Genomic DNA, 25,722 nt, shown 5'->3' with positions numbered 1-25,722 from the left:
AGGGCAACGCACTCCCTCCGCTAGATTTGCGGCGCGGCGGCCTTTTGACTCCACTGCTGCATTCCTTCAGGCACATCCGCCGGGTCGACCATCACCTCGATGAGGATCAACCGGTTCGGGCGATCTTCGATACCAGCTAAGATCTCGGCCAGCTCGGCCTCGGTGCGGACGATATGCACCGAGAAGGTTCCCTCCTCAGCGAACACCGCTGGTAGATCACGGTATCGCCAATCAGGTATCTCCTCCCCGTAGCCTCTCCCAACCTCTTTTCCGATTGCTCGCTCGGAGGTGTAGCCACGGTTGTTGATCACGAATATGATCGGGCATTGACCACAGTTGAGCATCCGGCTAATTTCCTGCGAGGACATCTGTAGGCCCCCGTCGCCGGTAATCGACACCACTCGCCGCTCGGGCATCGCAACTCCAGCACCGAAAGACGCGGGAACAACATAACCGACCGCCCCCCAGTTGGGCGCCATCAAAACGGTCACCCCGGCCGGCAATCGCATCGTTGCCAAACCAAAGAATGATGTCCCAACCTCCCCGGCCAAGATATCCCCCGGACGAAGAACCTCTTGGAGGGCCGGCCACAGCCGCTCATGACAGATTGGCCTGGCGCCCGCCTGACCCAGGTCGGACGACTTAGTCGATGGAGCAATGCTACTCGGCCAACCACTCGCACGACTGGGGGCGATCTCGTGCAGTTGACCCAGCGCCGCAGCCATGGAGATCGGGCCGAACCGGGTGCCGGTAACCTCTGCGGAGTCCCGCTCCAAGCTTATAATCCGATCAGGATCACGGTCTACGGCGAAAAGTCCGTTCCATGCGAAGAAGGTGACACCCATGCAGACCAGGACGTCGGCACCTTCAACCACCTCCCGGATTGAATCACGACTCCCACTGCCACTATAAACCCCGACGAAACGACGGTCCGACTCGTCAAACAGCCCCCGACCGGGCGCCTGCGTGGCGACTGGCCAATTGTGCTCGGCTGCAAACGCAGCGACAGCAGGCCCGAGACCTAGGCGGATCGGAATATTTCCCACCAGCAACGCTGGCCGCTCCGCGTCTGCGAGTCGCCGTTGAGCAGCGACGGCAAACGCGTCCAGTTGCGCGGAGTTCGAGATCGGATCCGGGCGGGTGAGACGTCGCGACGGCTGCGGGACGGGCGTTCGAGCTACATCCGCAGGAACCCGGATGTACACGGGACGTTGCTGTGACCAACACTCGGCCAGAACTCGGTCGATCTCCCTCAGCGCACACTCCGGGGTCAACGAGGTTTGGGCGACGGTCACCTGTCGGGCCACCTGAACCCAATGGTCCGGAAAACCATCCACAAGCGAATGACGGATCAGGGCACGCTCCCGCAGAACCTCCGTCGAGGGGGCAATCACGATCGACACGATCGGCACCGACTCAACCATCGCGGTAGCCATTGCATTGACGCTCGACAGCTCACCCGCACCGAACTGTGAAACAATCACTCCCAGACCAGCAACCCGCGCATAACCATCAGCGCTGAAGCAGGCGTTCACTTCGCTGGAACTACCGACCCAGTCGATGCCATCGAAGGCCAAAACCTGCCCGGTGAATCCCATTGTGAATTCACCGGGCACTCCGAACACATGCCGCACGCCCAGGTCATGGAGGCGACCAAGCAAAAGGTCACCGACTGTTACCAACCCTCCATTCACCCCCAACATTCCCCCAATGTAAACACTCTTCGTATACGTGCGGTGGAACAGCCTCACCCTAACCTCGATGTTTCGCGCTTGAGGTCGGCTTCTCTAACTCGGTGGCGCCGGATCAGGTGGTGCAGCATCGGCCGGACCTTCGGCCTGCCAGTGGCGCTGACCTGTCCGGTGGCCGCGAGGGTGCGCGGCAGCGCGGGCCGGTGTCGAGTTGCTGCCACGCCCGCAGGTTGTCGAGCTGCCGCAACGCCGGCCGCAGCTAACCGAACACCGCCTCGGTGGACTCGGATATGCCGCGTGCGGGGCAGGTCACTGAGCTGCGGCCCGAACGGCTCAGCTCTTGGGCCCCGGATCGACTCGATCGCCGATTCACTCGCCGCTCCGCCGCCAATGGTTGATAATTTCCCTAAACATCACGATGGCCTCCGACCACCGCTACTGCTGCGCTTGCTGCGCCCGGAGCGAGCCGGGGGCCGCGGGTGCCCGCTTCATGACGCGATGACGGCGCGGACAGCCGTAGGGGCGGCAGGATCAGGCCGGGGCCTACGGCGGCGGGTCGGGGGCTAGGCAGACAGCCCCAACCGTGTCCCGGTAGGTGCTGTCGCAGGATCAGGCGGTGAGGATGTCCCGGTCGAATGTTCCGGTAGCGGCCGCCTACGCTCGGCCGTGGCGGTTCCTCAACATTGCGCTGACCGTCTCGTTCATCACCTGGATCGACCTCGGTGCCGTCACCGTGATGCTGCCATCGATCGACCGCACGCTGGGGACCGACAACAACATTCTCCAATGGGTCTTCTCCGGCTACTCGCTAATGTTCGCGCTCGTCCTCATCCCCGCCGGCCGGCTCGGCGATGCCAAGGGACGACGGTTTACCCTGCTCCTCGGTCTCGCCTTGTTCGTCACAGCCAACATGATGGCTGGACTCGCCAACTCCGGCATCATCTTGGTGGTCGCCCGGCTCCTGCAGGGCGCCGCCGCCGGTATCCTCACCCCCCAGATCAACGCTTTGGCGGAGGAGCTGTTCCGCCCCGGGGAACGAGGCCGCCCTTTCGGAGCAATCGGTGCCACCTCCCACGCGGGCGCCGCCCTAGGCCCACTGCTCGGCGGAATAGTCATCGCTGTGGGCGGGGCGGACGATGGCTGGCGACTGGTCTTTCTCGTCAACGCCCCGATCGGGTTCGCGGCGGCGGTGCTCATCTGGCGGTACTTCCCGAGCAGACCGACACGCCGGACTAATCACCAACACGATCTGGTCGGTACGCTACTGCTGGCCGTCGGGATCATGTTGGTAATCCTGCCCGCCCTGCAACAGGGACAGTGGAAAGGGCTGCTGCCGTGGCTGTTGGTACCGGTCGGAATCGGTGTCCTCGTCGCCTTCCGATCCTGGGAAACCGCGGCGGCGCGACGCCACCCGCCGGTCTTCGACTTCCGTCTGTTCACCCAACGGACGTACCGCCGAGGGCTACTGATCGGATTCCTCATCGGCGCCGGGTTTGCCCCACTGCCGGCAATTTTCAGCTTCTACCTGCAGTACGGTCTCGACCGCAGTGCACTGATCACCGGTCTCACAATCGCACCGTTCGCGATCGGTTCGGTCCTCGGGGCCGTGCTCGGTGGACGGAAGGTTGACCGTTACGGCCGTCCACTGCTGGCCATTGGACTCATCGTCCTCGTGGCGAGTCTCGCCATGGCGATAGCCTTCGCCGGCCTGCACGGGATGACCTTCTTGATCGTGAACGGGTTCACGCTACTAGTCGTCGGGGTCGGCGGCGGCCTCGTGATCACACCGAACAACACGCTGACTCTCCAGGAGGTGCCCCGGCCTGACGTCGGCAGCGCCGCTGGCATGTACCGCACCATGCGGCAGGTCGGATCCGCGATGGGGCTGGCGATCATCACCGCGACCCTGTTCGCGGCGGTCGGGGCCAACGACGGACGCTGGTCAACCGCGCTTCGGTACGCACTCGCCGTGGCGCTCGGTATCGTCGTCGCCGCCCTGCTCACCAGCCTGGTCGAGATCCTCGGCAGCCGCCGCCACGGACGTAGTCGGGCATCCTGAGCCACCCGTTACCTCGTCGGGCACCTGTCCGAAACGGAGCCCCGGGCCAGGCGCGACAGCGACCCCGGGGGCCATGCACGCGCCTCGGCGGCGAGGCACTTGGCCATGAGCGCTCCCGCCGCCGCACCCGTGCAAGACCCGCCACCGCCTGCCCCGCGCAACACCGCCCAGTCGACTGGGCCCACGCGTGTTATCCAACGCCGCGAACGTTCATGGTCACGGCACCCTAGGTACGCGGGGGCTGACAGGATGGCGGCAGTAATGGATCATGGACGGCGATTCACACCATGAGTAGTGGAGCATCGTCAGTGAGTGAGCCACGATGTCGACCCGAGGCTTGGACCGACCGGAATGAGGTCAGTCCTGTTCCGGGCAGCCCGGACAACAGGGAATCAAGGAATGAGGCAAAGAAGGCGATGAGGGGTTGGCGGGAACGTCGGCGATGGACGTTATTCGTCGAAGGGCTGCAGATCTCGACGAAAGCCGATGGTCCCGCGGCGCTGTGCGCAGCGGTTGCCGAGCATCTTGACCGGCCGGTCGCACTGCTCCCCATGCCGTTACCTCCGCAAGCCCCTTGTGGTGTCGTGCTGTCGATGCCGAACCGCTACTACATTGCCTACGATGCGCAAACAAGCCCGTTGCATCAACGACACATCGTTGCCCACGAGTTAGGTCACCTCCTCGCGGGCCATCTCGCCGGAGCACTGAGCAACAGCGAACTCGCGCGCCTACTGGCTCCGGAGCTTGACCCCAAGCTGGTCGCTGCGATACTCGGCCGCTCCGGCTATGACGAGCGCACCGAGTGGGAAGCGGAGTTCATCGCCGGCCTGCTGCGCCGGCAGATAGACACATACAAGGGTCCGCCTGGGTCCAACGACCCGACTTCGGAAGCCACCGTGGCCCGTATCTGGCAATCCCTGGGAGAAGGTGAGAAGTGAACGAGATCTTCTACCCCACGTTGGCTGTGGTCGCCTGGGTGGCAGCGGTGGTCCGGCTGTCATCCGCGCTACGGAAGGGCGCCGCCACTCCCTCCCGCAATGCGGTTACCGCTGCCCTCATATTGCTCGCGACGACATTCACCATGTCGACTCCCGTCGTTTGGGGGTTTGCCGATCGGATTACCGGCATCGACAACATCACCGCGCTGATTGCACACCTGTGCGTGGTCGGGTTCTCCGTCACGATCCAAGTGCTGCTGCTGGGGTGGACAAACCCGGCAGCGGTGGCTCGCCGTCGGAGTAGACGCCGCATCGTGTCGCTGTTCGTGGTCGTGACAGTGCTGGGCGTTTTGTTTACCCAACTCGGCCCAACCGAGACACGAACGACCGACTTTGTAGCCAGCTACGCCCACCGGCCACAGCTGGCCGCCTATCTGATCATCTATGTTTCGGCATTCGCTATGGGACTGATCGATATCGTCCGTATCTGTTGGCCCTACGCCGAAATCCTCGACTCGGGGTGGCTGCGCCGAGGGTTACGAACTACCGCCGTCGGTGCCTCGGTCGGACTGGTCTACTGCGTGGCACGCCTACTCGACGCATCGACCACTTTGGGATGGAGCCCACCTCGTTGGGAAGGCATCATCCCGATTTCGTCCAGCACCGGCGCACTGCTCGTTGTGGTCGGCCTGACCATGCCAGTGTGGGGACCCAGGGTCAGCCGTGTCAGAAAAATGTTTCGCACCCTGCGTCGATACCAGCAGCTCCACCCGCTGTGGAGCGCCCTTACCGACGCCGTACCAGGGATCAAGCTACCTGCCGGCCCGGAATGGTGGAAACCGGGAGACCGGCTACACCGCCGGGTGGTCGAAATCTACGACGCTTACCTGGCACTGCGGCCGTACGTCAGCGAGGAAATCAGCGACGAAGCCCGCCGGCAGGCACACGCCACAGGCGTCGTCGGTGACGATCTCGCGGCCATGGTCGAGGCCGCGCGGATCCACGCAGGGCTGACGGCGATGGCATCTGGTGCAGCACCATCACAGCCGGCGCGACCAACCCCGCCTGATCCGACCCTCGACGAGGAGAGCGAGATTCGCCACCTGATCCGGACCACCCGCGCCTTCACACAGATACGGCTGGTTGCCGCCCCAGCGGAGTCCGTTCATGAACGCTGAAGCCCCGATTCCCGTTCCGGCGCGCGACTCGGGCAGGAGTACGACCAGCTTCGAAAGACCGGCGACGTGCGTCAGGTGCTGCTGCCGGATACCGAACCGATCAGCAAGCCGGACTCGGTGCTGGTGCTGACCGAGGCCGTCGGAGCGGTTGGCCTTTGCCCCGCGGGGAGGTGACACGCGGGGTGGATCCTCCGGCGGGTCCGCCCCTAATCTGTATTCGCGTTCCGCACCGTCTTCGGATAGCTCGGAAGTGATACTAAAATGCGCTTGCACAGCTTGCACACGAGGATCTTCCGGTCGGCCGCCTGCCTGGTCGCCCTACTCGGCATCGGTTCCTGCGCCGCGCTGCTGTCCGGCGCCGAACCACGCTCCGAAGGGCTCGACCCGGATACGCTACGCACTTCACTTATCGGGGCGCTGGCGGTTTTCGGCGTGCTCATTCCCGGGGCGCTGGCCCTGTTGCGCACATCGGCGCGGCCGACCCGGTGGGGGCCGGCCGTCCTCTTCCTGGCGGGCGCGACGAACGCGGCCGTGCTGGGTGCGATCGACGCCGAGCTCCCGCCCAGCCTGACGCTCGGCCTCGCGATCGCCGTCAGCCTATTGGCTAGCACAATTGGGCTGGTCGGCTTCGGCGAGCACCAGGCGGACCAGCCCACCAGAAGCAGGTTCTGAGCCGGTGGCTGGCATCCCGAGCAGGCCGCCAGCATCGAGGGACTGAGTCCCGAGAAGGGGTACGAGGCTACGGGCGCCAGTCACGAGGCCGCAACGAGCTGCATCAGCTGAGCTTCTGCCCGGCTTTGGCGAAGTGCTGCTTCGTCTGGCTCCCGGTGAAGATGGCGAAGTCGTACCGCTCGGCGAGGGTGTGATAGCTGAGGTTTTCAACAACCACCGCGGCCTTCTGCTCGTTGATCAGCCGGACGCACTCGGTGATGAACCGTCCGGGGTTCTGGCGGTACTGCGCGAAGGTCGTCGGCCTGATGCGACCCAGGATCGCGGCGGCTGTTCGGCGGGTGAACTGGGTCCGCTCCGTGATCTCGCCAAGCAGGTCATCGGGTACCCGCGACGATGCCGAGACCGGGTCCGTCCGCGTGCTCGTCGAGTTGACCGTGAAGCCAGCGCCGCTGGCCAGTTCGCCGGTGTCGAGGGCCGCACGCTGCTGGCCGGACTGCACGACGTACTGCATGGCCGCGACGTTGAGCTGGGCATCGAGCGCGGTGACGCACTTGTCGATCAGTTCGACGGAGTCGAACTCCACCTGGTAGACGACCTTGTGATTAATCCGATCCCAGAGTTCTCCGAACTCCTCCTTGGCGAAGTTCTCCTCATTCAGGGGAATTCGCTTGGGCTTGCGGGCGTCGGTGATGGGCGTGGTATCCAGGTTGAGGGCATCGACCAGCGGCCAGATGCAGTCCGCGACCGAGTTCCGCAGCCCCGAGTCCGAGAACTCCAGCGCTGGTCGAGCGGAATTGGCCGGACGCCCCGGGTCGATTCGATGCGACACCCCTTCGCCACGAGGCTGCCCGGCGAAGCAGTCCACCACCGCATCCACCGCATCGGTCTGGTACCGCTGGACCTTGAACCGAAGTTTCATCGGTCAGATCGCCCTTACCGCGGTCGCGGGCGAGACCTCGGCGAACACCTGCTCGGCGTTGATCCGACCGGCGTCCGTGGCGAAGCCCGAGTCCCGGAATACGGCACGCAGCGGCTGCCTGCGCGCCATCTCGCGCACCACGGCAGGACCCACCTTCGCCTCGAAGCAGGCGATCAGGACGCCGTTCTCGACGACGAACACCTCGTGGTCATCAATGAGCGTCAGCGCGATAGGCATCGTCAGCTCCAGGCCCCAGTCGAGGAGGACCTGAAAGAGAAGATCTTCGCCGGTCCGGTCGGGCTGCACGCTCTCCGCGAAGAGGTCGAGTTCGTCCTGGCCAAGCTCGTCCGGGGTGCGCAGCAGGTCGGAGAGGTTCGTCGAGTCAACCCTGAGGACGCGGAAGCCCAGGTCGAGGTTTCTGGAGGTGTCTTCCAGGCTCCCGATCTCCGCCGCGAGGTTCCTGACCCGGGTGAGTCCCATCTCGAAAATCGAACCGAAGGCGGGCTCCGCGACCGGCAGCGGCTCGTGGATCTGGACGCTGATGAAGCGCCTGTTGCCACCGTCGGCCAGGTTCTGCTGGAGGACGGCGTGAGCGGTGGTCGCGCTTCCGCCGAAGAAGTCCAGGACGATATCGCCGTCATGCGGCCGGCCCGCGAGCTGCAGGATCCGCTGGATCAGCTCGACCGGCTTGACAGAATTGAGCACATTCGCCGTATTCTCGAACGGGACGTACTTCAGCAGGGCCTTCTTGGCATCCTGGGTGTGCCCCACCTCCGCATAGGACCACAGCGTCCGGGGGGTCCGGCCGGCTGCGACCTCGGAGAGGAACCGCTTCACCGCCGGGGTGTTGTTCCCGTCCGCGCCCCACCAGATTCGGTTGTCCGCGTCGAGCTCGGCGAACTTCTGCCTGGATATTCGCCAGTAACTGCCCCGCGGAGGGCCTTCGATAAGGCGCCCCGACGGGGCCGTGATTGGGTAGACGCCTGCGTTATACCTGTTCCGCGCCGACATGTTCTCGGCCTTCCACGGACCCCTTGGATCGCTGTCGGGGTTCTTGTACCGCGCCTCCATATCCCCGGTGCGCGCGAGCTGCTGGGGCTGCCAGAGCTCCTTGTTACGGGCGAATACCACGATGTAGTCGTGGTCCGCGGAGAACCACCGCGCCGAGTTCTTCAACGCGTACACCTTCTGCCAGATGATCTGCGCGACGAAGTTCTGCTGCCCGAAGATCTCCGAGCCGATCTTCTTGAGGTTGTCGACCTCGTTGTCGTCGATCGACATGAAGATCACCCCGTCGTCGGTCAGCAGGTTCCGCGCGAGCTTGAGGCGCGGGTACATCATGCTGAGCCAGTCGGAGTGGAACCGTCCATTCGACTCGGTGTTCGCGATCAGACGGTTTCCGGCGGCGTCGACCTGCCCGGATTTCGCGAGGTACTCCGCGGAGCTCTCCGTAAAGTCGTCGTCGTAGATGAAGTCGTTTCCCGTGTTGTACGGCGGGTCGATGTAGATGATCTTGATCTTGCCGAGGTACTAATCCTGAAGCAACTTGAGCACGTCAAGGTTGTCACCCTCGATGAAGATGTTCCGCGTGGTATCAAAGTCGGCCGACTCGCCCCGGACCGGACGCAGCGTCTTGGCGACCGGCGCGTTCGCGGCGAGGAGCGCTTCTCGCTTACCCGGCCAGTTGAGCTGGTAGCGCTCCTGCGGACCCTCGACCGCATGGCCCGACAGCTCCTGACGGAGCAGGTCGAAATCGATCATCCGCGTGCCATCGCGCCCCTCGGTGACGACCGCTGGGAACAGCTCGACGATCTTGTCGATGTTCTGGTCGGTCAGGAACGGCGACTGCATCCTCAGCTCGTCCACGGGGCTTTCCTCGGTCGTCGGTGTCGCAGGGTCGGTTTCAGCGCCGCGAGCGCTGCGGCCCGGTCGCGAAGTAACCGCCGCACCTCGACCCTGCGGTTGGCACGGCTCGGACCGGAGGCTCTTCCCGAGATTAATGATCTCGCATTCGAGCTCGCATGTGGGACACCACGCCACCGGCGACCACGACGCCGGCTCCGACCTGGGCGCGGGTCCGCGTACCGGAAATCGAGAGTCTCATCGTCGGTCCCGCGCCACTTCCTGCGGACGCGCACGAGACGTTCGCATCAGGGCGACATAGCCGTCCTCCAAGCTCGGCGCCACCGCCTCCGCCCCGACGGGCGGAGTCTCGGTGACGAAGCGGTAAAGCATGCCACCCGACGCGGCCTGCGCATTGACCACCGTCAGGTCACCGGCCGGCGGGGCGCCGGTGGTGTGCAGGCTGAACGTCCTGCCATCAGCGGCTTCGACCAGACCGTTGGTGCTTCCGTGGTAAGCCAGGCGGCCGGCGTTGAGCACCGCCACCGCCGGACAGGTCTGTGCCACGTCATCGAGAATGTGGGTGGACAAGATGACCGTCCGGTCGCCCCCGAGGCCGGCGAGCAGGGTGCGGAACCGCATCCGCTCCTCCGGGTCCAGGCCGGCGGTGGGCTCGTCGACGATGATCAGCTTTGGGTCGCCGAGCAGAGCCTGCGCAATGCCGAGGCGACGTCGCATGCCTCCGGAGAAGCCGCGTACCCGGCGGTTGGCGTGCTCGGTCAGCGCCACCCGTTCGAGCAGTGACCCGACCTGGCTGCGGCGGACCCGCTTGTCGTCGATGCCCTTGAGCAGGGCCACGTAGTCGAGGAACTCACGCGCGTTCAGGTCGGGATACAGGTCCAGGTCCTGTGGCAGGTAGCCGAGCACTCGGCGGACCGCCTGCCGGCCCGGCCCGGTGGCCACGTCGTGGCCACCCACGATCACCCGGCCGGACGTCGGGCTGATCAAGCCCGTGATGATGCGCATCAGAGTGGTCTTGCCGGCCCCATTGGCACCGAGCAGCCCGATCATGCCGGGTGCCAGCGACAGGGAAAGTTGGTCCAGGGCGCGCGCGTCGCCCTTAAAGGTCTTGGTCAGATCCGTGATCTCGATGTCCATCAGGTCTCCGGTCGGCGTCAAAGGCGGCGTCGGGCGAGCGCGCACGACGCGGTGAACAGCACTGCGCTCATCGCCACCACGAGGAGGAGGTTGACGGCGGCGGTGGTGAAGGAGGGGGCGGGAGCGGCGAAGGCGCCCTCGCCGGCCCAGAGGGTCGGGGTGTGCAGCCAACCACCCGCGACATAGTCGCCCAGTGGGGACAGCAGCGTTCCGGTGATGGTGGGGATGGGCACGATGCTGGTGCTGAGCAGGGTGGCCCAGAACCAGCCGGCCACGGCGGTCATCCGGACCACCGCCATCGGCAGCACCAGTCCCAGCGTCGCCGCGAAAGTGGTCAGTAGCAGGGCGCTGGGCACGTTGACCGTGCAGAAGGCGATCACGGCCCACCCGAGGGTGGAGACGTCACCACTGGTGAGGGTGAACACGACCCCCACCACGACCATGGTTACGGCCACGGGCGCGAGCGCCGCGGCGAGGCTGCCGGCAAGCGAGCCGAGCATGCGCGCCGCCAGTCTCGACGGGGTCGCGAGCAGCAACTCGTTGAGACCCCTCCGGGTGGTGCCCGTGAACCGGTCGGCCAGAGCGACGCCCAGCCCGACCACCACCAACAGGTTCATGGTCAGTGACCAGGCACCGACGCGGGCAGCCGCGGTGTGCGGCTCGGCCGACTCCGGCGACAGCATCTGGAGGAGCAGTCCGATCGCGAGCAGCGGCAGCACCGCCAGCCACACCACCTTGCGGCGCGCCGCCATCAGGAACTCGTACCTGATCGCGCCGGTCCACGCCGAGCCCAGCAGGCGGCTCATTCCCGGCTCCCGGTGATGAGCCGCTCGGAGACGCCGAGCCTGCGCAGGGCCAGGACCGCGAGCGCGACACCGGCGACGGAGAGCAGCGCCCGGTTGACCTGCCACACCCCGATGAAGCGGTCGAGGTAGAAGATCTGCAGGAACCAAAAGCCGATCACCACCGCCGAGGCGCCACCAACCGAGCGCAACCTGGCGGTGGCCCAGGCGCCGGCGCCGATGAACAGCAGCGCGGGGCCGAGCGGCACCAGGATGGCCGCGACACCGTGCGCCGGATGATTCCACTGGCCTCGCGCGATCAGCACGACGATCAGCGCGGCAGCGGCCAGCAGAGTCACGGCGGTCACCACGACGAGGCGACGCAGCACCGTCCGTGGATAGGGGGTGGGCATAGTGGACTGCAGCTCCGGCATGCGCTCCCGCCCGACGGCGGCGACGGCGGCGATTCCCGCCGTGATCGGAAAGGCCATCGCCACCAGCCTGACCATTCCCAGACCGACCGCGTCGGCCGTACCGGCCTTCGCGGCGGCCGCGGATATGGAGGCGGCGATGATTCCACCGGTGGCCAGCCAGGGCAGCGTGAGGCCGGCGACGCCGCAGCGCCTGGCCTCGAATCCCCAGATCTCTACTCCTGTCACAACAGGTACGTAGCGGCCGGGGGCCACGTGGTTCACCGATCCTAGATGGAAATCCGGCGTGGCTCCGGAACCAGCCGGACGGCCAGCGCCAGGAGGAGCACGGACACGACGGCCGGGAAAGTTGAACCGGACCAGACCGCATCAAGAATCGCGCCAACCCCCACATTGGGCACACGTCGTGCCGGCAGATCGGCCACCACAGCGGAGAACCACACCAGTGCCCCGGCCAAACTCCCGAGCCAGTAGGCACGCCAGATCGTCAACAGCACCGCCACCGAGGCACTCAGCAACGACGGCCCAAGCCAGCCGGAAATCAGCACCAGGCTGTCGACGGAGTGGTCGAGCAGGGCCGCCAGCCCGGTGGCGAGGAGTGCCGCTGTCAGATCGACCGCCAACACCAGCACCAGCCGGGCCAGGAACACGGCACGTGGAGTGACGGGCAGCACCATGAGCAGCTCCCACCTCGGGTCGGTCCGCGGACCGCTGACGGCCAGCCCGCCGGCGAGCAGGAGCAGGCTGACCAGAGCGCCGAAGGCGGCGCCCCGCCAGCCGGGGTCGGGCACGACCACCGCGAGGCAGACCGCCAGGGCGAATCCAACCGCGGTGAGTGGGAGTAGGTAGCCGGGGACTAGTTTGTACTGGGCCGCCACCAACTGCCGAGCCACCCGCGACGACCGCCGCAGGCCGGGTCGCGGAACGGCTTCCGGCGGCGCGGTGTCGGCGACCGCACCGGCCTGGATCGACCGACGTCCGGCGGGCAGCGCCGGTACGATCAGCGTGTCGAACGAGGGCACGTCGGCCGGGCCGGTGAGCATCTGGTCGGCGGTCCGGGCCGCGGCCGCCAGCCGCGCGGTGGCGGTGACGCGCTCGGCGCAGGCCGCGCACTCGGCCAGATGGGAGCGCACCTGCGGCGTCAGGGCCGCGGTGGGATCTGCGGCCGATAGCAGCTCTTCATCGTCGAGATGGACCATGGCTAGGCATCCCCTGTTCCCACGGCGGCGGCCAGCCGGACCCGCGCGTGCGCCATCCTGCTTTTCACCGTGCCGACAGGGACGCCGAGAACAGCGGCCACGTCCCGATACGGCAATTCGTCGACGACCGCCAGGATCACCACCTCCCGCAGATGGCCCGGCAGCGCTGCCACGGCCTCTGCAAGAGCCATCAGATCCGCCTTGACCAGCGCCTGGGCCTCGATGTCGACGGTGGGGTCGGCCACCGCCAGCGCTTCAGAGAGCTCCGTCGTCGGTGGCGACAGCCGGCGCAGCCGGTTGTGGGCCTGACGTCGCGCGACGCCCAGCAACCAGCCGCGCACCGACGAGTCGCCCCGGAACGAGCCGGCCGCCTGCCACACTGCCAACCAGGCTTCCTGCATGATCTCCTCCGCCACCGACCGGTCCGAGCCCAGCCGCCGCAGCATCCGCAACATCGTGGCGGCGTGCCGCCGGTAGAGCTCCCGTAGCGCTTCCTCGCTGCCCTTGGCCAGCGCGTTCATCAACTGCTCGTCCGAATCCACTGCCATGTACGTAGCCGCTCCCGTCCGCACGGTTCACGCCGCAGCCCGGCAACGTCCGTCACATCTCCGGCACGGGCAGAAATTCGCGCATAACGATAGCAATCAACCGTGATGCCACTACTCTCCACAGCGGTGGGAGGGATCCTCCACAAGAACCCCACCTACGAGCCATCTCCAGGATCGCCTCCGTCGTCGCGGGTCCTGGGCGCCGTGGCCGTCCAAGTCCAGGGTGACGAGGTCGTGCGTAGCTGTTCTCCGGAGGGTCCAGCGCGGCGGTGCGCCACTCCCAGTCGGGTCGACATCGAATCGAGGCTCGCCGAACACTCGACGTCGGGCGCGTCCTGCACGAGGATCGCCCGGCGCGCCCTCCACCACAAGATCGACAAAGCGAACCGGCGCTAGGCCACCATGCCGGCCGATTTCCTGTCCAGCGCCTTCGATCCGGACGGATGACCGGCACGCTGTCAGTTGGGCCGCACTCCGTCCAGTTGGGCCGCACTCCGTCGATGCCCCGCTGTCACTGGTCACGGGGTGACCAGAACATCATGAGGAAGTTGACCGGCACGTCTGCCTCGTCGACGGAGTCGGGCCGGTTGAACTCCGTCATGAGCGCGTCGAGCCGGGCGCGGAACTCCACCGCCCGCTCGCGGCTCACCACCTTGTCGACCATCACCACCATCGGCCCCGGCGGCTCTGTGCCAGTGGCGGCTGTCGGTTCGGGACCGAGCCGCCCGGCCAGGATGTCGTTGATCAACCGTCCCCGGAAGTCGTCAAGTGTCGCGGCGAAGGCCCTGGCCACCTCGCTGGCATTGCCCGGTTCTACCAGCAGTTCGCGGCTGAGCCGCAGCGCGAGCTGCGCAACCTGGTACTGGCTCTCCTGAATGCCGGAGACGAGGCGGGTGCTGGCGACCCGGATCAACCCGGCTGCCTCCAGGACCTTGATGTGCCGATAGAGCCGGGTCGGTGGCTGCCCAAGCGAGTGGGCCAGCTGTTTCACGGTCATCGAGGTCCGCACGTCTGCCATCAAGGCACGCATGATGCTCAGGCGCAGCGAATCCGAGAGCGCTTTGAGGGTCTCGACGTCATCAACCTGGCGCACCATCTCGGGCACCTCGACCCGATCGGCGCTCGCAGGTAGCTCTTCAGACACGGCTATCGGCACCTTCCCCTTTACGGTCTGGTCCAATGCTAGCGCCAACGTTACCATTCACGAATGAGTGAACATGTAAAGGAGCGAGAAAAGGGTACCGACCACCCGGCACCACTCCGGCGTAACTGGCGCTTCCAGACACTCTGGATCGGTGCGGGCGCCGCCAACCTGGGCCTCGAGGCGGTTGAGGTGGCCTACCCCCTCCTCATCCTGGCGCTCACCGACTCTCCCGCCCTCGCCGGCCTCTTCGGCTTCATCCAGGTTGGCACCATCGTCCTCGTCGGACTCCCGGCCGGGGTGCTGGTTGACCGTTGGGATCGGCGGCGGGTCCTGCTGGTCGCCGAGGCCACCCGCGCACTGGCGCTGAGCTCGGTGATCGTGGCCCTCGCCCTTGACCAGATCACCGTCGCCCACCTGATGGCTGCCGCCGTCGTCCTGGGCACCGGTACCGCGTTCGGCGCCACCGCCCGGATGTTGCTGATCCGCGCGGTCGTCCCGCCGCAGCAGCTCACCCTCGCACTCAGCCAGGACGAGGCGCGTGGTGGAGTCGCGGCCCTCGCCGGCCCGCCGCTCGGCGGCGCACTGTTCGTCGCCGCACGGGCCTACCCGTTCGTCGCAGCGGCGATCGGCTTCGTGATCTCGTTCGGGTGCGCGCTCGTCGTACGGGCCCCGAAGCTGGAGCGCCCGAGCCCGGCCAGCGCTCCGACCGCGACGACCAGCGCGTGGGGCCCCCTCGCCACGGTCCCCTCCGGACTGCGTGCGGTGCTCGGCAGCAAACTCCTGCGAGTAGCGCTGCTGCTGATCTGCGTCTTCTACCTCAGCCTCACCGCCGCGATCCTCGTGGTCGTCGTCAGCCTGCGTGAGCAGGGCACCTCCGCCGCGATGATCGGTGTCGCCCTGAGCGGCAGCGCCGTCGGCATGCTCGTCGGCGCCGCCCTCGTACCGCGGCTCAACACGCACCTCTCCCCCGGCGCACTCCTGCTCTGCGCGTCCGCGCTGGCCACCGGCGCCGCCGGCCTGCTGGCCCTGCGCCTCGGCCCCTGGTGGGTCTTCGCGATGCTCATGGTGGCCGCTTTGGGCCTGCCCGCGCTCAAGATCCTGGTGGACATCCTGATCTTCCGCCAGACCCCGGACGAGCGTCGTGGCCAGGCCGTCTCCGCCACGATCACCCTCATCGGGGCCGGCTCCTCCCTCGGCTCCCTCGTCGGCGGTCTGGCCCTGCAGTACCTCGAAGTGACCCGTGCCGTGCTCCTGATCGCTGGCATCCAGGGACTCGTCACCCTCGCCGGTTTCGCCAACCAAAACGTCCGCGGCGCGCGGTGGCCCGAGGAGGCCTGACACCAGCGGCCGGCTCCGGGCCGCGCGGGCGACCCGACCAGAACGTCCAAGCCGCTGAGTCGACTCACTCGATTCGGACGGTCAGGTTAAGAGCATCGACGGCCAGCTGAGTTAAGTCTCGAAGTTGATCCTCACCGAAGGTGAGGCCGCACAGATTGTCCAACGGCGTCCTCAGCCCGTGGAGGCGGCTTTCCCGAAGGTCGGCACCATCGAGGTGGCAGGCATCCAACTCCAGACCGACAAGGTCACCGAACCGCAGCGCGATACGCGGCAGCCGACAGGAAGACCAGTCACCGCTGCCTACCCCTCAACTTGAGGCAAGCTCATAAATGATTTCCAAGCCGTCTTCGTTGTCCCACTGCTGTCCGACCTCGATGAAGCCGTACTGTGACGCCAGCTCGTAGGAGGCCAGGTTGTCGGGGCTGATGGAGACCCGAACCGTACGGACCTGCGGTTCCTCAGCGGCGCGACGCAGCAGGGCTTCCAGCGCCGCGCGGGCGTAGCCACGTCGCCGGAGCGCCGGGTCAACGGCGTAACCGATCTCCACCATCCCCGCCGGGTCCGGCGGCCCGTGATAGCCGGCCCGCCCCACGGCCAGGTGCCGCTGCTCGTCCCAAATCACTCCGGTGACCCATGCCGCGCTGGCCGGGTCCTCCTCGACCTGTCTGCTGCGCATCTGCCACACGCCTCGCCAGTCCGGGCCGGCAAAGTAGGCCGACATGGGAACAGGGCTGGACACGTTCGCCGCTGCCAGGTCACCCCGGGCAAGGGCGTGAAATGTCGGGCCGTTCAGATGCACAATGCGGACGGACCTGGGCGGTAGCCGTCGCATCGCTTCCTGACCGAGACGGCGGCCATCCGCACCCTGTTGATCGAGCCCTTTCATCACGACGCGAGACTCTACCTCGTCTGCAGGCTGCCCATCCAGCCTTGTCGTGGACCTCCGACAGCCTCCAGAAGGATGGACTCCCACCAGGAATCTGCTTGTCGCGCTGCCCGGCAAATGGACCACCGCCTGGCACTGCGCCGACCAGGTGATCGACGCGCTCACCTGACCGGCGGGGGCCAAGCTATCCGATGCCGATGGCGTCTCTCACCCGCTCCAGCAACGGCCTGGTCTGCTTCCGGGCCTTGTCCGCGCCGTGGGCAAGTAGGTCGTCCAGCTCACTACCCTGCGCCATCAACGCCTCGTAGCGCTCCCGAAGCGGCGCGAACTCCGCGACAAGCGCGTCGGCGAGCTGCGCCTTCACCTCTCCCCAGCCCATCCCACCGGCCGACAGCCGCGCCCGTGTCTCAGTGACCACATCAGCCGCGCCGAACCGCTCGAGCAGCTTGAAAACGGCAGCCGAGTCGGGGTCCTTCGGTTCCTCCACCGGCACGCTGTCAGTCGGGATACGCCGGACCAGTTTCCGCAGGCCGGGCTCTGGCGCGAACAGCGGGATCGTGTTGCCGTACGACTTGCTCATCTTGCGACCGTCGGTCCCGGGCAGCGTGTGCGCCGATCCCGCATCCGGAATCACCGCAGCGGGGATCTTGAACTTGAACCGGTCCCCGTACACGGCGTTGAAACTGCCCGCGATGTCCGCGGCGTACTCGACATGCTGTAACTGGTCGCGACCGACGGGCACGACATCGGCGTCCATGATGAGGATGTCGATCGCCATCAACACCGGGTAGTTGAACAGGCCCATGTTCACGCCGGCGTCAAGATCCTCCTTGCCGGCTTCCCGGTTGCGGTCCCGCGACGCCTTGTAGGCGTGCGCCCGGTTCATCAGGCCCTTGCTGGCCATGCACGCCAGGATCCAGTTCAGCTCGAAGATCTCCGGGATGTCCGACTGGCGGTAGAACGTGGTGCGATCCGGGTCGAGCCCGGCCGCCAACCAGGTGGCCGCCACAGAGCGGGTGTAGTGCCGCAACTGATCACGGTCGCGAATCGTCGTCAGTGCGTGATAGTCCGCGATGAAATACAGCGACTCGTAACTGTCGGCCAATCGCAGCGCCGGCAGGATCGCGCCGATGTAGTTGCCCAGATGCGGCTCACCGGTCGGCTTAATGCCGGTCAGCGATACCCTTCGCGCCGTCGAACCCATGGGCATGATATTACCGTGATCAGCCAGCGATCTTCCGTCCTCATTGGCAATCGGGGCGTACCGAGATGCTCCTGTTGCCGTTGGCAAGGTCGAGCAGCGACGGCAACTCCGCCATGCTCCTGAAGGCTCGAACAGGCTCCGGCGCGCAGCCGTCGGGCGCGTACCGCAGCACGCGCATTCCCGCGTTACGTGCAGCTGCCACCCCGGCCTCACTGTCCTCGACAACAACGCAGCGGGCCGGTGGGACGCCCATCCTGGACGCGGCCAACAGAAACAGGTCGGGAGCCGGTTTGCCACGGGCGACCTCGGCGGCCGTGAAGATCCGGCCTTCGAAGTACGCCGCCAGGCCGCAGCTGCCCAGGGTCAACGCGACCTTCTCGGGCCGCCCGTTCGACGCCACGCAGGCGGGGACACGAAGCTGCTGCAACACCGGCACGATGCCGGACACCGGCGTCACCTGGGCGCGCAGCGCGGCATCAACCGCGACGGTCAACGCGTCGAACCAACCGGGTGGGACAGCAGCACCAAGACGATCGGTGATCAACTGGGTCGCCGCCGCCTGATCGAGACCGGCGAACGCGCGAGTGCACTCCTGGTCGGTGATCTGAATACCCAGCTGCCGCATCCGGTCGGCGAGTACCCGGCTGAAGATCGGCTCGCTGTCCACCAGCACCCCGTCACAGTCGAAGATGACGAGATCGACCGGGCCCTGATCGCCCATCGGTGATCGCCTCCCTTCCGGCCGCGTCGCACCAGTCACCGCCGGTCCCAGCATCGCCGGCCCGGTCCAACGGCTCCCGAGCACCCTCCGAGCGACCAGCCACCACCGCCGTACGGGAAAAGGCCCCGACCGGCACAGAAGTACCAGGTCAGGGCCTTGCTCGTTGGTGCGCCGCCAGGGACTCGAACCCCGAACCCGCGGATTAAGAGTCCGCTGCTCTGCCAGTTGAGCTAGCGGCGCTCGTTGGCAACGGGGAGAACCCTAGCACGCCAGTTCAGCCGGCTTCTAATCCGCTCCCCGCTCCCCTCTTTCGGTCGAGTTTTCGGGACAGACACCACCAAAACCACCGGGGTGACCTTGGGCGGGTGAGTGCGAGGGGCGTGGTTGCGGCACGATGTGCGCCAGTTCCGCGCCGAAGGCGTGGGAGACAACTCCGCAGACGGTCGACGACCGGCTGTGTCCGGGCTTCCGCCTGACCGATTGCGCCAGCGTTGGCACCCCGGTCCACCGCTTCGACGACCAGAAGTAAGGAAGAGCACATGCGAGCTGTTCCGCACCCGCCGCTCCGGCACGGGAGAGGCCGTCTCGGTCTGCGCCGTCCCGGTCTGCGTCGGTCCGCACTCGTGGCCGGGCTACTCACCGGCGTTCTGACCCTCACCGCCGCCTGCGCCTCCGGGGACCAACCGGCCGACGGCACCCCCGACTCGACACCGCCCCCGCTGGCCTCCGCCGTGATCGTCGAGCCGGCCGCGGAGGCCCAGGACGTACCCGCGTCAACGGGCATCACCTTCACGGCGGAGGAGTCCCGGGAGACCACCGTCGCGCTGGTGGACTCGGCCGGTGCTGCGGTCGAGGGCGGGCTCACCGCCGACGGCGCGAGTTGGCTGCCCGCCGGTGCGCTCGAGTACGGCGAGACGTACACGGCGACGGTCACCGCCACCGGAGACGATGACCGTCCGGTAACCGCGACCAGCACCTTCACCACGATGGCCAAGCCGGATCAGCAGGTGCGGATCAGCAGCTTCCTCGGCGATGGACAGGTGGTCGGGGTCGGGATGCCGCTCATCGTGAAATTCGGACGGGACATCCCGGAGGAGTACCGGGACGACGTGCAGCGGCGGATGACGGTGACCGCGACACCCGCGCAGGAGGGGACGTGGCACTGGGTCAGCCCGGCCGAGGTGCGGTACCGCCCACGGGAGTTCTGGCAGGCGGACAGCACCGTCTCGTACCGGGTGCAGGCTGGTGGCCTGCCGCTCGGCGACGGCTGGTACGGCCGGGCCGACCTCACCGTCGACGTCAAGATCGGCGCAGCGCTGATCATGACGGTGGAGAACGAGACGAAGCAGATGGTGGTCACCAAGGACGGCGAGAAGGTGCGCACTATCCCGGTGAGCCTCGGCAAGACGTCTACGCCCTCGTCGAGCGGGACCATGGTGGTGATCGAGAAGCTCCGCGAGACGGTTTTCGACACCTACGATGAGCTTGGGCCGGACGAGGGCTACCGGACGGACATCGAGTACGCGCAGCGGCTCACCTGGGGCGGGGAGTTCATCCACGCCGCGCCCTGGTCGGAGGGGCAGCAGGGCTCGGTGAATGTCTCCCACGGCTGCGTCAACGTGTCGATGGCCGATGGCGCCTGGCTCTTCGAAAACACCCGGATCGGGGACCCGGTCCAGGTGAAGGGCACCGAACGGAAGCTGCAGAACGGCAACGGCTGGACCGACTGGAACCTGAGCTGGGAGGAGTACGTTAAGGGCAGCGCCCTGCCGGTGGAGTCGGGAGCATCTCCCTCCGCTGGCACCTGAACCGGTCAGCCAGCATCAGCTCGAGGCCAGCCCCAGAGTCAGCTCGAGGCCAGCCCGGAGTCAGCCCGAGCAGCCGGGAACGTTGACGCAGTTGTTGGGTCGGTTCTTGACCACAATGGTGCCGGTGGCGGTGTTCAACTCGACCGTACCGTCGTTGAAGATGCCCCCACCGTCGGTGACGGCGATGTTCTTGACGACCTTGGTCGCGTCGAGGGTGAGCGTGCCGGTGCCGGTATTGAAGATCCCGCCGCCCAGAAGAGCGTGGTTGTCGGTGATCTTCGTGCGCCGCGCCACCGTCTGGCCCGCGTTGAAGACTCCGCCAGCGATGTTGGCCGTGGAGACGTTCTTCTCGATGACGCTGTCCGCGACAACAGCGGTAGTGCCGCTGACCCCGCCCCCTTGGACGAACAAACCGCCGACGACGTTGGCCGTATTCTCCACGAGCTTTACGTGCTGCAGCGTCAGCTCGCCGTTCCCGGTAACCGCGGCGCCGCCGACGATGATGGCGGTGTTCCCGGCGATCCGGGTGCCAACAACCGTGCTGACACCGCCCTGGACGAACAGCCCGCCGACCGCTGAAGTTGCATGATTTCCAGAAATACTCCCCGCTCGGATCGTGACGCCCGGGGCGAAGACCCCACCGGCGAGGAGGGCCGAGTTGTCGTCAACCTGCGACTTGACAAGCTCCAACCGACCGGTGCTTTCGATTCCGCCGCCGAGTTGGTTGGCGGTGTTACGGCTGACGTGGGAGCGGGTGACGGCGGTGGTTCCCGCGTTGCGGATACCGCCGCCGTTGCCGACGGTGACGTTGCGGGTGACGGTGCTGTCGTTGGCGGCGAGGGTTCCACCGGCGTTGACGAGGATTCCCCCTCCCCCCGCGCCGTTGGTGTGGCCACCGGTGATGGTCAGGTGGTTGAGGGTCAGGTCACCGCCGGCGTTGACGGTGAGGATGCGGAACTGATCGGCGGCGGCGGCGCGTTCGATGGTGGTGTTCTTGCCGCCGTTGAGGGTGATCGGGGTGGTGATGGCGGGCAGCCCGCTGCCGTCGAGGTCGGCGGTGAGCAGGTAGGTGCAGTCTCGTTCCAGGTCGAGCACGGCCCCGCCGCGGGCGTTCGCCTGCGTGATCTCGGCAATCAGCCGGTCCGCGTCACAGGGGACCGGCGTGCCGCCCGGCTTGCCCTCGCCCCGGTTGTTCCTGCCGTCCTGGCCCGCACCATCTCCGTCCGCGCGCAACTCCCAGCCCGGGGGCCGGTCGTTGGCGGATCTGCTGGACCGGTCGGTGGTGGGTCTGCTGGGCCGGTCGGTGGTGGGCACGGTGGCGACCGGTGTGCCGGCCGCGGTGAGGGCCAGGCCGGTCATCCCGGCCACCCCGATGGCCCACCACCGTCGCCGTGGCCGCGCCCGGTTCTCCCCCGGGTCGTCCAGCTCGGGTCCGTGGGTGTGCTCCTGCTGGTTCATCGCGGCGTCGGCGTCCTTCCCCGTGAGCGGCAAGGAGGCACCAGCCCACGCGGACGGCCGGGTTGGTGTTCCTCGGCTACCGAGCCGGCCGGTAGCCGCCACCCGCAACGCTAAGCCGGCATAAGTCACCCGAGGCTAGGAACACGAAAAAGGGTCTACAAACCGTACAAATCACGCGCCCGGGTTGGCTACCGGTACAGCACGATCCCGTCGCGTCTGACGTACAGCTGGCGACGCCGTACCGCAGTACCCGCGTCGTTCAGCTCGTAGCCCTCCAGCCACAGCCAGCCGTCGTAGGTCGGCCGATCAAGGACCCGGATCATCCGAACCGTGATCGGGCGAACGAACTGCGGAGAGGCACGGCGGTCGAGACGGATCGCGTCCCCCGGCCGCGGCCCGCGGACCGGCGCCACCGGCCTGGCCGCGGTCTGGCCGCTGGCCGGCATCAGGGCCGGCTCCCCGTGCGCCCCGGAGGTGCCCAATTGCCCTGACCGACCGAGGTCAGGTAGTCGTAGGCGGTATCGGTAGGTGGGCACGGCCACCCGCAACCGCAGACCGGGCACCGGTCCACCCGTGGCCAGTGCTCGGTGATGATCCGCCGGGCGGACACGATCATCCGGTTCCGTAGCTGGACCGCCGACAGGCTCGGGCGGGGCCGGGGCTGAGTGGCCATCACCGCTGGCAGTCCCGCTGCCGGGCCAGCCGGGTCAGCAACGGCCGGCTATCAAAGATCACCGTCGACTGGTCACACAGTGGGCGGTACGCGCCGGCTCGCGCCGCGTATCGGGTAGCGGGGCCGACCGCGTCCAGCTGGACGGAACGGCGGAAAAGTCCTGGGACCACGGTACGTAACTTGCACAACCACGCGTGCATCTACTGCCTCCCAAAGGAATGCCGCGGCGCAGGTAGCGCCATTGCACGCACGGTAGGGCGACAATCACCCTTACCTATTACTGGTGGTTATACCTCCACCGCGATGGACAGACGGCGGGCGAGAATCCGAAGCTCTTTCGACATCGCGCGACGGCGGGCACGACGAATCATCGCCGCTACGGCATCCCGAGCCAGCGGGTTTAACACGAACAGACTCGGTGCGATCTGATCAGCTCGGCTGAACGCGGCCAGCGCCTGCGTATCGGTTCGACCCGAGTGCGCCAACGCCCTACCGAGATCCATCCAGTAAGCCTGACGGCGGTTCGCAATCGGCAAGGCATCGACTGAGACAGCGCGGGAAAGTTCAATGACCCGCCCGTACTCGCCGGCCTCAGCGGCGATAGCCATTTGCCACAGCACGACGTTGGTGGGACCGAAACACATGGCGTTGAAGCCACCACCAGGACCTGGATCTCCCAGAGTGGCGGCTTCCCGCTCGGCCTCGACCAAGTGTCCACGCGCGTCTGTGGTCCGACCATCACTTGTCGCTCGTAGGGCGGCAGCCAAATGCAGTTGTCCAAGGACCTGCCGAACCTGGGGGTTGGCGGCCTGCTGTTGTAGATCATCCATCGCTCGCCCCGCGACCCGGGATGCCACGCCAGCCGCCTCCACGGGTAGAGCCTGCACGTACCCGAACCGGGCCGCTCCCCGCCACGCGTGGTGATCGACATCCTCCGCCGCCGTCTGCGCAATCCGAGCGGCGTCAACGGCAAGATGCCGTTGCCCGAGATGCCGCAGACAGGTGGTCGCCTGGTAAGCGGCTTCAGCGAGGATTGCCCCGCCGTGGCGGGCGGCCTCATCGAGCAGCGGCGGTAGCCCGCGGGCCACGGCCGGGTAGTCACCGGCCAAGCGCTTCTGATTGCTGTGCCGCAACACTGCGGTGACCTGCTCGCTCGGCATAGTCGGAGCACCCCGGTCACCATCACTGATCTCAAGGAGAGCAGCCCAGATAGCGGGTACCGCGTCGGCGGCGCCATTGAGGGCCGGATCGGTGGGGTCACCGGGCTGCTCGAGCAGGTCAGCGACGGTCACCTGTAACGCTGCGGCGATGGCGATGAGCGTGGACCGGCGATCGATACTACGGCGCCCCGACTCCACCTGGGAAATGAATGGCTGCGAGAGCCCAGCCAGCCCGGCGAGCACGGTCTGACTCATGCCGCCACGGCGAAGCCGCCAGTATCTGATGCGTGCGCCAATCGTGTCGGCCGGCATGCCGAAACCTTCCCCCCAGGTAGAGGACTGGGCGGCGGGCCGCCCGGCCGCTACCCGGCGGGCCGCCGACATCGACGATACGCCCCGCCCACCGGCCACACCGTCACTGCCAGCGCGCTACGGCTCGCCGAACTGCCATCGGGCTAGGGTGTCGCACGTGGACGGCTTGACGTACACGATCACCGACGCGGCTGCCGCCCGTCAGCTCACCGAGGACGTGCGGGACCTGTACGCCGCCGTTTATGCCGAGGCCCCGTACCACGAGGGGCCGGAGCATGTTCGGCAGTTCCGTCGCTGGTGGTCGGATCACCTCCGGCGACCTGGCTTCGCCTTCGCCTACGCTAGCGACGCCAGCCGGCTGGTAGGGGTTAGCTACGGCTACACCATGCCCGGCGGCGATTGGATCGAGCCGAACGCGGACGAGCCACCCGCGCTCCTGCGGGCCGCGGAGAAGCTGCTCGTGCCGGAATGGATGGTGGCGGGAGCCTACCGCGGGTCCGGGGTAGGCCGACGACTGCTGTCGATGCTGCTCGACGGGCGATCCGAACCGTACGCGGTGCTGGCCGCGAACCCGCACGCGCCGGCGCGCCGGTTGTACGAACGGATGGGCTGGCGACAGTACGGGCAGATCAGACCCAGATCGATCCCGGACATGGACGTGCTGGTGCTGCGGTTACCGGGCGCACCGCCACGCCCCCCAACGACGCCGCAGGCGCCGACGGACCCGCAGGCGCCAACGGACCCGCTCTAGGCCCCGACGCCACCCTTACAACGACTCAAGCCCCCTCCGTGGAGGGGGCCTGAGCTGCGGTGGAGTAGATCCACCTCTGGGGTGACTGATGGGAATTGAACCCACGACAACCGGGACCACAACCCGGTGCTCTGCCAACTGAGCTACAGCCACCATCCGCCGCACCAGGCAACGCCCTGGCGGCGCGACCAATGATAGCCACAACCGGCACGGCCGCGTCCAGCGGGTTCGGGCCTGCGGGCTACAGCTTCGCGGCGACCGCCTTGGCGCTCTCCACGTCCGGCCCCGGCAGCGGCACGAAGAGTGTCCGTCGGTAGTACTCGAGCTCCCGGATGCTCTCCCGCACATCGGCCAGTGCCCGGTGCGCCAGGCCCTTCTTCGGCTGGCTGAAGTACACCCGGGGATACCAGCGTCGGCAGAGCTCCTTGATCGAGGAGACGTCGATCATCCGGTAGTGCAGGTGGTTGTCCAGCCGGGGCATGTCCCGGGCGAGGAATCCGCGGTCGGTGGCGATCGAGTTGCCACAGAGCGGGGCGGTACGTGGGTCCTTCACGTGACTGGTGATGTAGTCGAGGACCAGCTCCTCCGCCTCGGCGAGCCCGATCGTGGAGCGGCGGACCTCCTCGGTGAGCCCGGACTTGGCGTGCATGGTCGCCACGATCTCGGGCATTTTGTCCAGCGCCGCCTCGTCGGTGTGGATCACCACGTCGACGCCCTCGCCGAGTACGTTGAGCTCTGGGTCGGTGACGAGCGCGGCGACTTCGATCAGCTTGTCGCCGCGGAGGTCCAGGCCGGTCATTTCACAGTCGATCCAGACGAGTAGATCTGCCACCGGCCCAGCCTACGCGCA

Annotated in this window: 26 protein-coding genes, 2 tRNA genes and 1 pseudogene; 7 read left to right on the top strand and 22 right to left on the bottom strand. The window is 67.0% G+C overall.

Annotated elements, in window-relative coordinates; translation table 11 throughout:
* Positions 1 to 20: 20 nt before the first annotated feature.
* Complete coding sequence (locus SALPAC2_RS25295; protein ID WP_080637018.1) at positions 21 to 1,703, bottom strand: alpha-keto acid decarboxylase family protein; 1,683 nt, start codon at positions 1,701 to 1,703, stop codon at positions 21 to 23.
* Between the two features lie 610 nt (positions 1,704 to 2,313).
* Between SALPAC2_RS25295 and SALPAC2_RS0122175 the strand changes: the two genes are divergently transcribed.
* The 4 genes from SALPAC2_RS0122175 (at position 2,314) to SALPAC2_RS0122155 (ending at position 6,538) form a co-directional block, all read left to right on the top strand.
* Positions 2,314 to 3,750: an MFS transporter gene (locus tag SALPAC2_RS0122175; protein ID WP_018218816.1), complete on the top strand. Its 1,437-nt coding sequence runs from the start codon at positions 2,314 to 2,316 to the stop codon at positions 3,748 to 3,750.
* A gap of 416 nt (positions 3,751 to 4,166) precedes the next feature.
* Positions 4,167 to 4,688: an ImmA/IrrE family metallo-endopeptidase gene (locus SALPAC2_RS27110; RefSeq protein ID WP_223874904.1), complete on the top strand. Its 522-nt coding sequence runs from the start codon at positions 4,167 to 4,169 to the stop codon at positions 4,686 to 4,688.
* Positions 4,685 to 5,866, top strand: a complete 1,182-nt coding sequence (locus tag SALPAC2_RS0122165) for an MAB_1171c family putative transporter (protein ID WP_018218814.1) — start codon at positions 4,685 to 4,687, stop codon at positions 5,864 to 5,866. The genes SALPAC2_RS27110 and SALPAC2_RS0122165 overlap by 4 nt, the downstream gene beginning before the upstream one ends.
* Positions 5,867 to 6,127: 261 nt before the next feature.
* Positions 6,128 to 6,538 carry a hypothetical protein gene (locus SALPAC2_RS0122155; RefSeq protein WP_018218812.1) on the top strand — a complete coding sequence of 137 codons (411 nt, stop codon included), beginning with the start codon at positions 6,128 to 6,130 and terminating at the stop codon, positions 6,536 to 6,538.
* A gap of 103 nt (positions 6,539 to 6,641) precedes the next feature.
* Here SALPAC2_RS0122155 and SALPAC2_RS0122150 read toward each other — a convergent pair whose 3' ends face one another.
* The 9 genes from SALPAC2_RS0122150 to SALPAC2_RS0122115 all read right to left on the bottom strand — a co-directional run bounded on the left by SALPAC2_RS0122150 (position 6,642) and on the right by SALPAC2_RS0122115 (position 14,513).
* The gene (locus SALPAC2_RS0122150) at positions 6,642 to 7,457 is read right to left on the bottom strand and encodes a hypothetical protein (protein ID WP_018218811.1); all 816 of its coding nucleotides are present in this window, start codon (positions 7,455 to 7,457) and stop codon (positions 6,642 to 6,644) included.
* Positions 7,458 to 7,460: 3 nt separating this feature from the next.
* Positions 7,461 to 8,966 (bottom strand): site-specific DNA-methyltransferase, encoded by a 1,506-nt coding sequence (locus tag SALPAC2_RS25290; RefSeq protein ID WP_263404668.1) that lies wholly within the window; start codon positions 8,964 to 8,966, stop codon positions 7,461 to 7,463.
* 21 nt (positions 8,967 to 8,987) lie between these two features.
* Positions 8,988 to 9,323 carry a hypothetical protein gene (locus tag SALPAC2_RS28110; RefSeq protein WP_018218809.1) on the bottom strand — a complete coding sequence of 112 codons (336 nt, stop codon included), beginning with the start codon at positions 9,321 to 9,323 and terminating at the stop codon, positions 8,988 to 8,990.
* A gap of 234 nt (positions 9,324 to 9,557) precedes the next feature.
* Complete coding sequence (locus SALPAC2_RS0122140) at positions 9,558 to 10,457, bottom strand: ABC transporter ATP-binding protein (protein WP_018218808.1); 900 nt, start codon at positions 10,455 to 10,457, stop codon at positions 9,558 to 9,560.
* Between the two features lie 17 nt (positions 10,458 to 10,474).
* Positions 10,475 to 11,263 (bottom strand): hypothetical protein, encoded by a 789-nt coding sequence (locus tag SALPAC2_RS25285; RefSeq protein WP_018218807.1) that lies wholly within the window; start codon positions 11,261 to 11,263, stop codon positions 10,475 to 10,477.
* Complete coding sequence (locus tag SALPAC2_RS25505; RefSeq protein ID WP_018218806.1) at positions 11,260 to 11,898, bottom strand: hypothetical protein; 639 nt, start codon at positions 11,896 to 11,898, stop codon at positions 11,260 to 11,262. The genes SALPAC2_RS25285 and SALPAC2_RS25505 overlap by 4 nt, the downstream gene beginning before the upstream one ends.
* A gap of 41 nt (positions 11,899 to 11,939) precedes the next feature.
* On the bottom strand, positions 11,940 to 12,869 hold the full coding sequence (locus tag SALPAC2_RS0122125) for a hypothetical protein (RefSeq protein ID WP_018218805.1): 930 nt from the start codon (positions 12,867 to 12,869) through the stop codon (positions 11,940 to 11,942).
* Positions 12,870 to 12,871: 2 nt separating this feature from the next.
* Positions 12,872 to 13,417 carry an RNA polymerase sigma factor gene (locus SALPAC2_RS0122120; RefSeq protein WP_397540889.1) on the bottom strand — a complete coding sequence of 182 codons (546 nt, stop codon included), beginning with the start codon at positions 13,415 to 13,417 and terminating at the stop codon, positions 12,872 to 12,874.
* A gap of 511 nt (positions 13,418 to 13,928) precedes the next feature.
* The gene (locus SALPAC2_RS0122115) at positions 13,929 to 14,513 is read right to left on the bottom strand and encodes an ArsR/SmtB family transcription factor (protein ID WP_050563205.1); all 585 of its coding nucleotides are present in this window, start codon (positions 14,511 to 14,513) and stop codon (positions 13,929 to 13,931) included.
* Between the two features lie 111 nt (positions 14,514 to 14,624).
* Here SALPAC2_RS0122115 and SALPAC2_RS0122110 point away from each other — a divergent pair, with 111 nt between their 5' ends.
* Positions 14,625 to 15,899 carry an MFS transporter gene (locus SALPAC2_RS0122110; protein WP_018218802.1) on the top strand — a complete coding sequence of 425 codons (1,275 nt, stop codon included), beginning with the start codon at positions 14,625 to 14,627 and terminating at the stop codon, positions 15,897 to 15,899.
* A gap of 64 nt (positions 15,900 to 15,963) precedes the next feature.
* Here SALPAC2_RS0122110 and SALPAC2_RS28105 read toward each other — a convergent pair.
* The 5 genes and pseudogenes from SALPAC2_RS28105 to SALPAC2_RS0122090 all read right to left on the bottom strand — a co-directional run.
* A pseudogene (locus SALPAC2_RS28105) lies at positions 15,964 to 16,203 on the bottom strand (pentapeptide repeat-containing protein); the annotation flags it as partial.
* Positions 16,204 to 16,206: 3 nt separating this feature from the next.
* Positions 16,207 to 16,731, bottom strand: coding sequence for a GNAT family N-acetyltransferase (locus SALPAC2_RS0122105; RefSeq protein WP_026185016.1), 525 nt, complete (start codon positions 16,729 to 16,731; stop codon positions 16,207 to 16,209).
* Between the two features lie 238 nt (positions 16,732 to 16,969).
* Positions 16,970 to 18,076 carry a tryptophan--tRNA ligase gene (locus SALPAC2_RS0122100; RefSeq protein WP_223874902.1) on the bottom strand — a complete coding sequence of 369 codons (1,107 nt, stop codon included), beginning with the start codon at positions 18,074 to 18,076 and terminating at the stop codon, positions 16,970 to 16,972.
* Positions 18,030 to 18,710 carry an HAD family hydrolase gene (locus SALPAC2_RS0122095; RefSeq protein WP_018218799.1) on the bottom strand — a complete coding sequence of 227 codons (681 nt, stop codon included), beginning with the start codon at positions 18,708 to 18,710 and terminating at the stop codon, positions 18,030 to 18,032. Before SALPAC2_RS0122095 ends, SALPAC2_RS0122100 begins: the two co-directional genes overlap by 47 nt.
* Positions 18,711 to 18,874: 164 nt before the next feature.
* Positions 18,875 to 18,950: transfer RNA gene (locus SALPAC2_RS0122090), tRNA-Lys, on the bottom strand.
* Positions 18,951 to 19,333: 383 nt separating this feature from the next.
* Here SALPAC2_RS0122090 and SALPAC2_RS0122085 point away from each other — a divergent pair.
* On the top strand, positions 19,334 to 20,518 hold the full coding sequence (locus tag SALPAC2_RS0122085; protein WP_018218797.1) for a L,D-transpeptidase: 1,185 nt from the start codon (positions 19,334 to 19,336) through the stop codon (positions 20,516 to 20,518).
* Positions 20,519 to 20,578: 60 nt separating this feature from the next.
* Here SALPAC2_RS0122085 and SALPAC2_RS0122080 read toward each other — a convergent pair whose 3' ends face one another.
* The 5 genes from SALPAC2_RS0122080 to SALPAC2_RS0122060 form a co-directional block, all read right to left on the bottom strand.
* Positions 20,579 to 21,976: a hypothetical protein gene (locus SALPAC2_RS0122080; protein ID WP_018218796.1), complete on the bottom strand. Its 1,398-nt coding sequence runs from the start codon at positions 21,974 to 21,976 to the stop codon at positions 20,579 to 20,581.
* 188 nt (positions 21,977 to 22,164) lie between these two features.
* Positions 22,165 to 22,422, bottom strand: coding sequence for a hypothetical protein (locus tag SALPAC2_RS25275; protein WP_050563204.1), 258 nt, complete (start codon positions 22,420 to 22,422; stop codon positions 22,165 to 22,167).
* Positions 22,422 to 22,649, bottom strand: a complete 228-nt coding sequence (locus SALPAC2_RS28100) for a hypothetical protein (protein WP_026185014.1) — start codon at positions 22,647 to 22,649, stop codon at positions 22,422 to 22,424. The genes SALPAC2_RS25275 and SALPAC2_RS28100 overlap by 1 nt, the downstream gene beginning before the upstream one ends.
* Positions 22,649 to 22,849, bottom strand: a complete 201-nt coding sequence (locus tag SALPAC2_RS26565) for a hypothetical protein (protein WP_080636978.1) — start codon at positions 22,847 to 22,849, stop codon at positions 22,649 to 22,651. The genes SALPAC2_RS28100 and SALPAC2_RS26565 overlap by 1 nt, the downstream gene beginning before the upstream one ends.
* Before the next feature lie 87 nt (positions 22,850 to 22,936).
* Positions 22,937 to 24,121, bottom strand: coding sequence for a helix-turn-helix domain-containing protein (locus SALPAC2_RS0122060; RefSeq protein WP_018218794.1), 1,185 nt, complete (start codon positions 24,119 to 24,121; stop codon positions 22,937 to 22,939).
* 157 nt (positions 24,122 to 24,278) lie between these two features.
* Here SALPAC2_RS0122060 and SALPAC2_RS0122055 point away from each other — a divergent pair, with 157 nt between their 5' ends.
* The gene (locus SALPAC2_RS0122055; RefSeq protein ID WP_018218793.1) at positions 24,279 to 24,872 is read left to right on the top strand and encodes a GNAT family N-acetyltransferase; all 594 of its coding nucleotides are present in this window, start codon (positions 24,279 to 24,281) and stop codon (positions 24,870 to 24,872) included.
* Between the two features lie 77 nt (positions 24,873 to 24,949).
* On the opposite strand, the gene SALPAC2_RS0122050 is transcribed toward SALPAC2_RS0122055, so the two are convergent.
* Positions 24,950 to 25,025, bottom strand: a tRNA-His gene (locus SALPAC2_RS0122050).
* Positions 25,026 to 25,113: 88 nt separating this feature from the next.
* Positions 25,114 to 25,704, bottom strand: coding sequence for an oligoribonuclease (orn, locus tag SALPAC2_RS0122045; RefSeq protein WP_026185013.1), 591 nt, complete (start codon positions 25,702 to 25,704; stop codon positions 25,114 to 25,116).
* Positions 25,705 to 25,722 lie beyond the last annotated feature (18 nt).

It is taken from the genome of Salinispora vitiensis, assembly GCF_000378825.1.
Classification (GTDB): Bacteria; Actinomycetota; Actinomycetes; order Mycobacteriales; family Micromonosporaceae; genus Micromonospora; species Micromonospora vitiensis.
Note: the sequence above shows the minus strand (reverse complement) of the source record. Positions and strands in the feature narration are given on the sequence as shown.

What these genes read in the sequence shown, in the direction of transcription:
- SALPAC2_RS25295 (WP_080637018.1), bottom strand. Translation starts at nt 1,703, where the DNA reads ATGTTGGGGGTGAATGGAGGGTTGGTAACAGTCGGTGACCTTTTGCTT.
- SALPAC2_RS0122175 (WP_018218816.1), top strand. Translation starts at nt 2,314, where the DNA reads ATGTCCCGGTCGAATGTTCCGGTAGCGGCCGCCTACGCTCGGCCGTGG.
- SALPAC2_RS27110 (WP_223874904.1), top strand. Translation starts at nt 4,167, where the DNA reads ATGAGGGGTTGGCGGGAACGTCGGCGATGGACGTTATTCGTCGAAGGG.
- SALPAC2_RS0122155 (WP_018218812.1), top strand. Translation starts at nt 6,128, where the DNA reads ATGCGCTTGCACAGCTTGCACACGAGGATCTTCCGGTCGGCCGCCTGC.
- SALPAC2_RS0122150 (WP_018218811.1), bottom strand. Translation starts at nt 7,457, where the DNA reads ATGAAACTTCGGTTCAAGGTCCAGCGGTACCAGACCGATGCGGTGGAT.
- SALPAC2_RS0122140 (WP_018218808.1), bottom strand. Translation starts at nt 10,457, where the DNA reads ATGGACATCGAGATCACGGATCTGACCAAGACCTTTAAGGGCGACGCG.
- SALPAC2_RS25285 (WP_018218807.1), bottom strand. Translation starts at nt 11,263, where the DNA reads ATGAGCCGCCTGCTGGGCTCGGCGTGGACCGGCGCGATCAGGTACGAG.
- SALPAC2_RS0122125 (WP_018218805.1), bottom strand. Translation starts at nt 12,869, where the DNA reads ATGGTCCATCTCGACGATGAAGAGCTGCTATCGGCCGCAGATCCCACC.
- SALPAC2_RS0122120 (WP_397540889.1), bottom strand. Translation starts at nt 13,417, where the DNA reads ATGGCAGTGGATTCGGACGAGCAGTTGATGAACGCGCTGGCCAAGGGC.
- SALPAC2_RS0122115 (WP_050563205.1), bottom strand. Translation starts at nt 14,513, where the DNA reads ATGGTGCGCCAGGTTGATGACGTCGAGACCCTCAAAGCGCTCTCGGAT.
- SALPAC2_RS0122110 (WP_018218802.1), top strand. Translation starts at nt 14,625, where the DNA reads ATGAGTGAACATGTAAAGGAGCGAGAAAAGGGTACCGACCACCCGGCA.
- SALPAC2_RS0122105 (WP_026185016.1), bottom strand. Translation starts at nt 16,731, where the DNA reads ATGCGACGGCTACCGCCCAGGTCCGTCCGCATTGTGCATCTGAACGGC.
- SALPAC2_RS0122095 (WP_018218799.1), bottom strand. Translation starts at nt 18,710, where the DNA reads ATGGGCGATCAGGGCCCGGTCGATCTCGTCATCTTCGACTGTGACGGG.
- SALPAC2_RS0122080 (WP_018218796.1), bottom strand. Translation starts at nt 21,976, where the DNA reads ATGAACCAGCAGGAGCACACCCACGGACCCGAGCTGGACGACCCGGGG.
- SALPAC2_RS25275 (WP_050563204.1), bottom strand. Translation starts at nt 22,422, where the DNA reads ATGCCGGCCAGCGGCCAGACCGCGGCCAGGCCGGTGGCGCCGGTCCGC.
- SALPAC2_RS28100 (WP_026185014.1), bottom strand. Translation starts at nt 22,649, where the DNA reads ATGGCCACTCAGCCCCGGCCCCGCCCGAGCCTGTCGGCGGTCCAGCTA.
- SALPAC2_RS26565 (WP_080636978.1), bottom strand. Translation starts at nt 22,849, where the DNA reads ATGCACGCGTGGTTGTGCAAGTTACGTACCGTGGTCCCAGGACTTTTC.
- SALPAC2_RS0122060 (WP_018218794.1), bottom strand. Translation starts at nt 24,121, where the DNA reads ATGCCGGCCGACACGATTGGCGCACGCATCAGATACTGGCGGCTTCGC.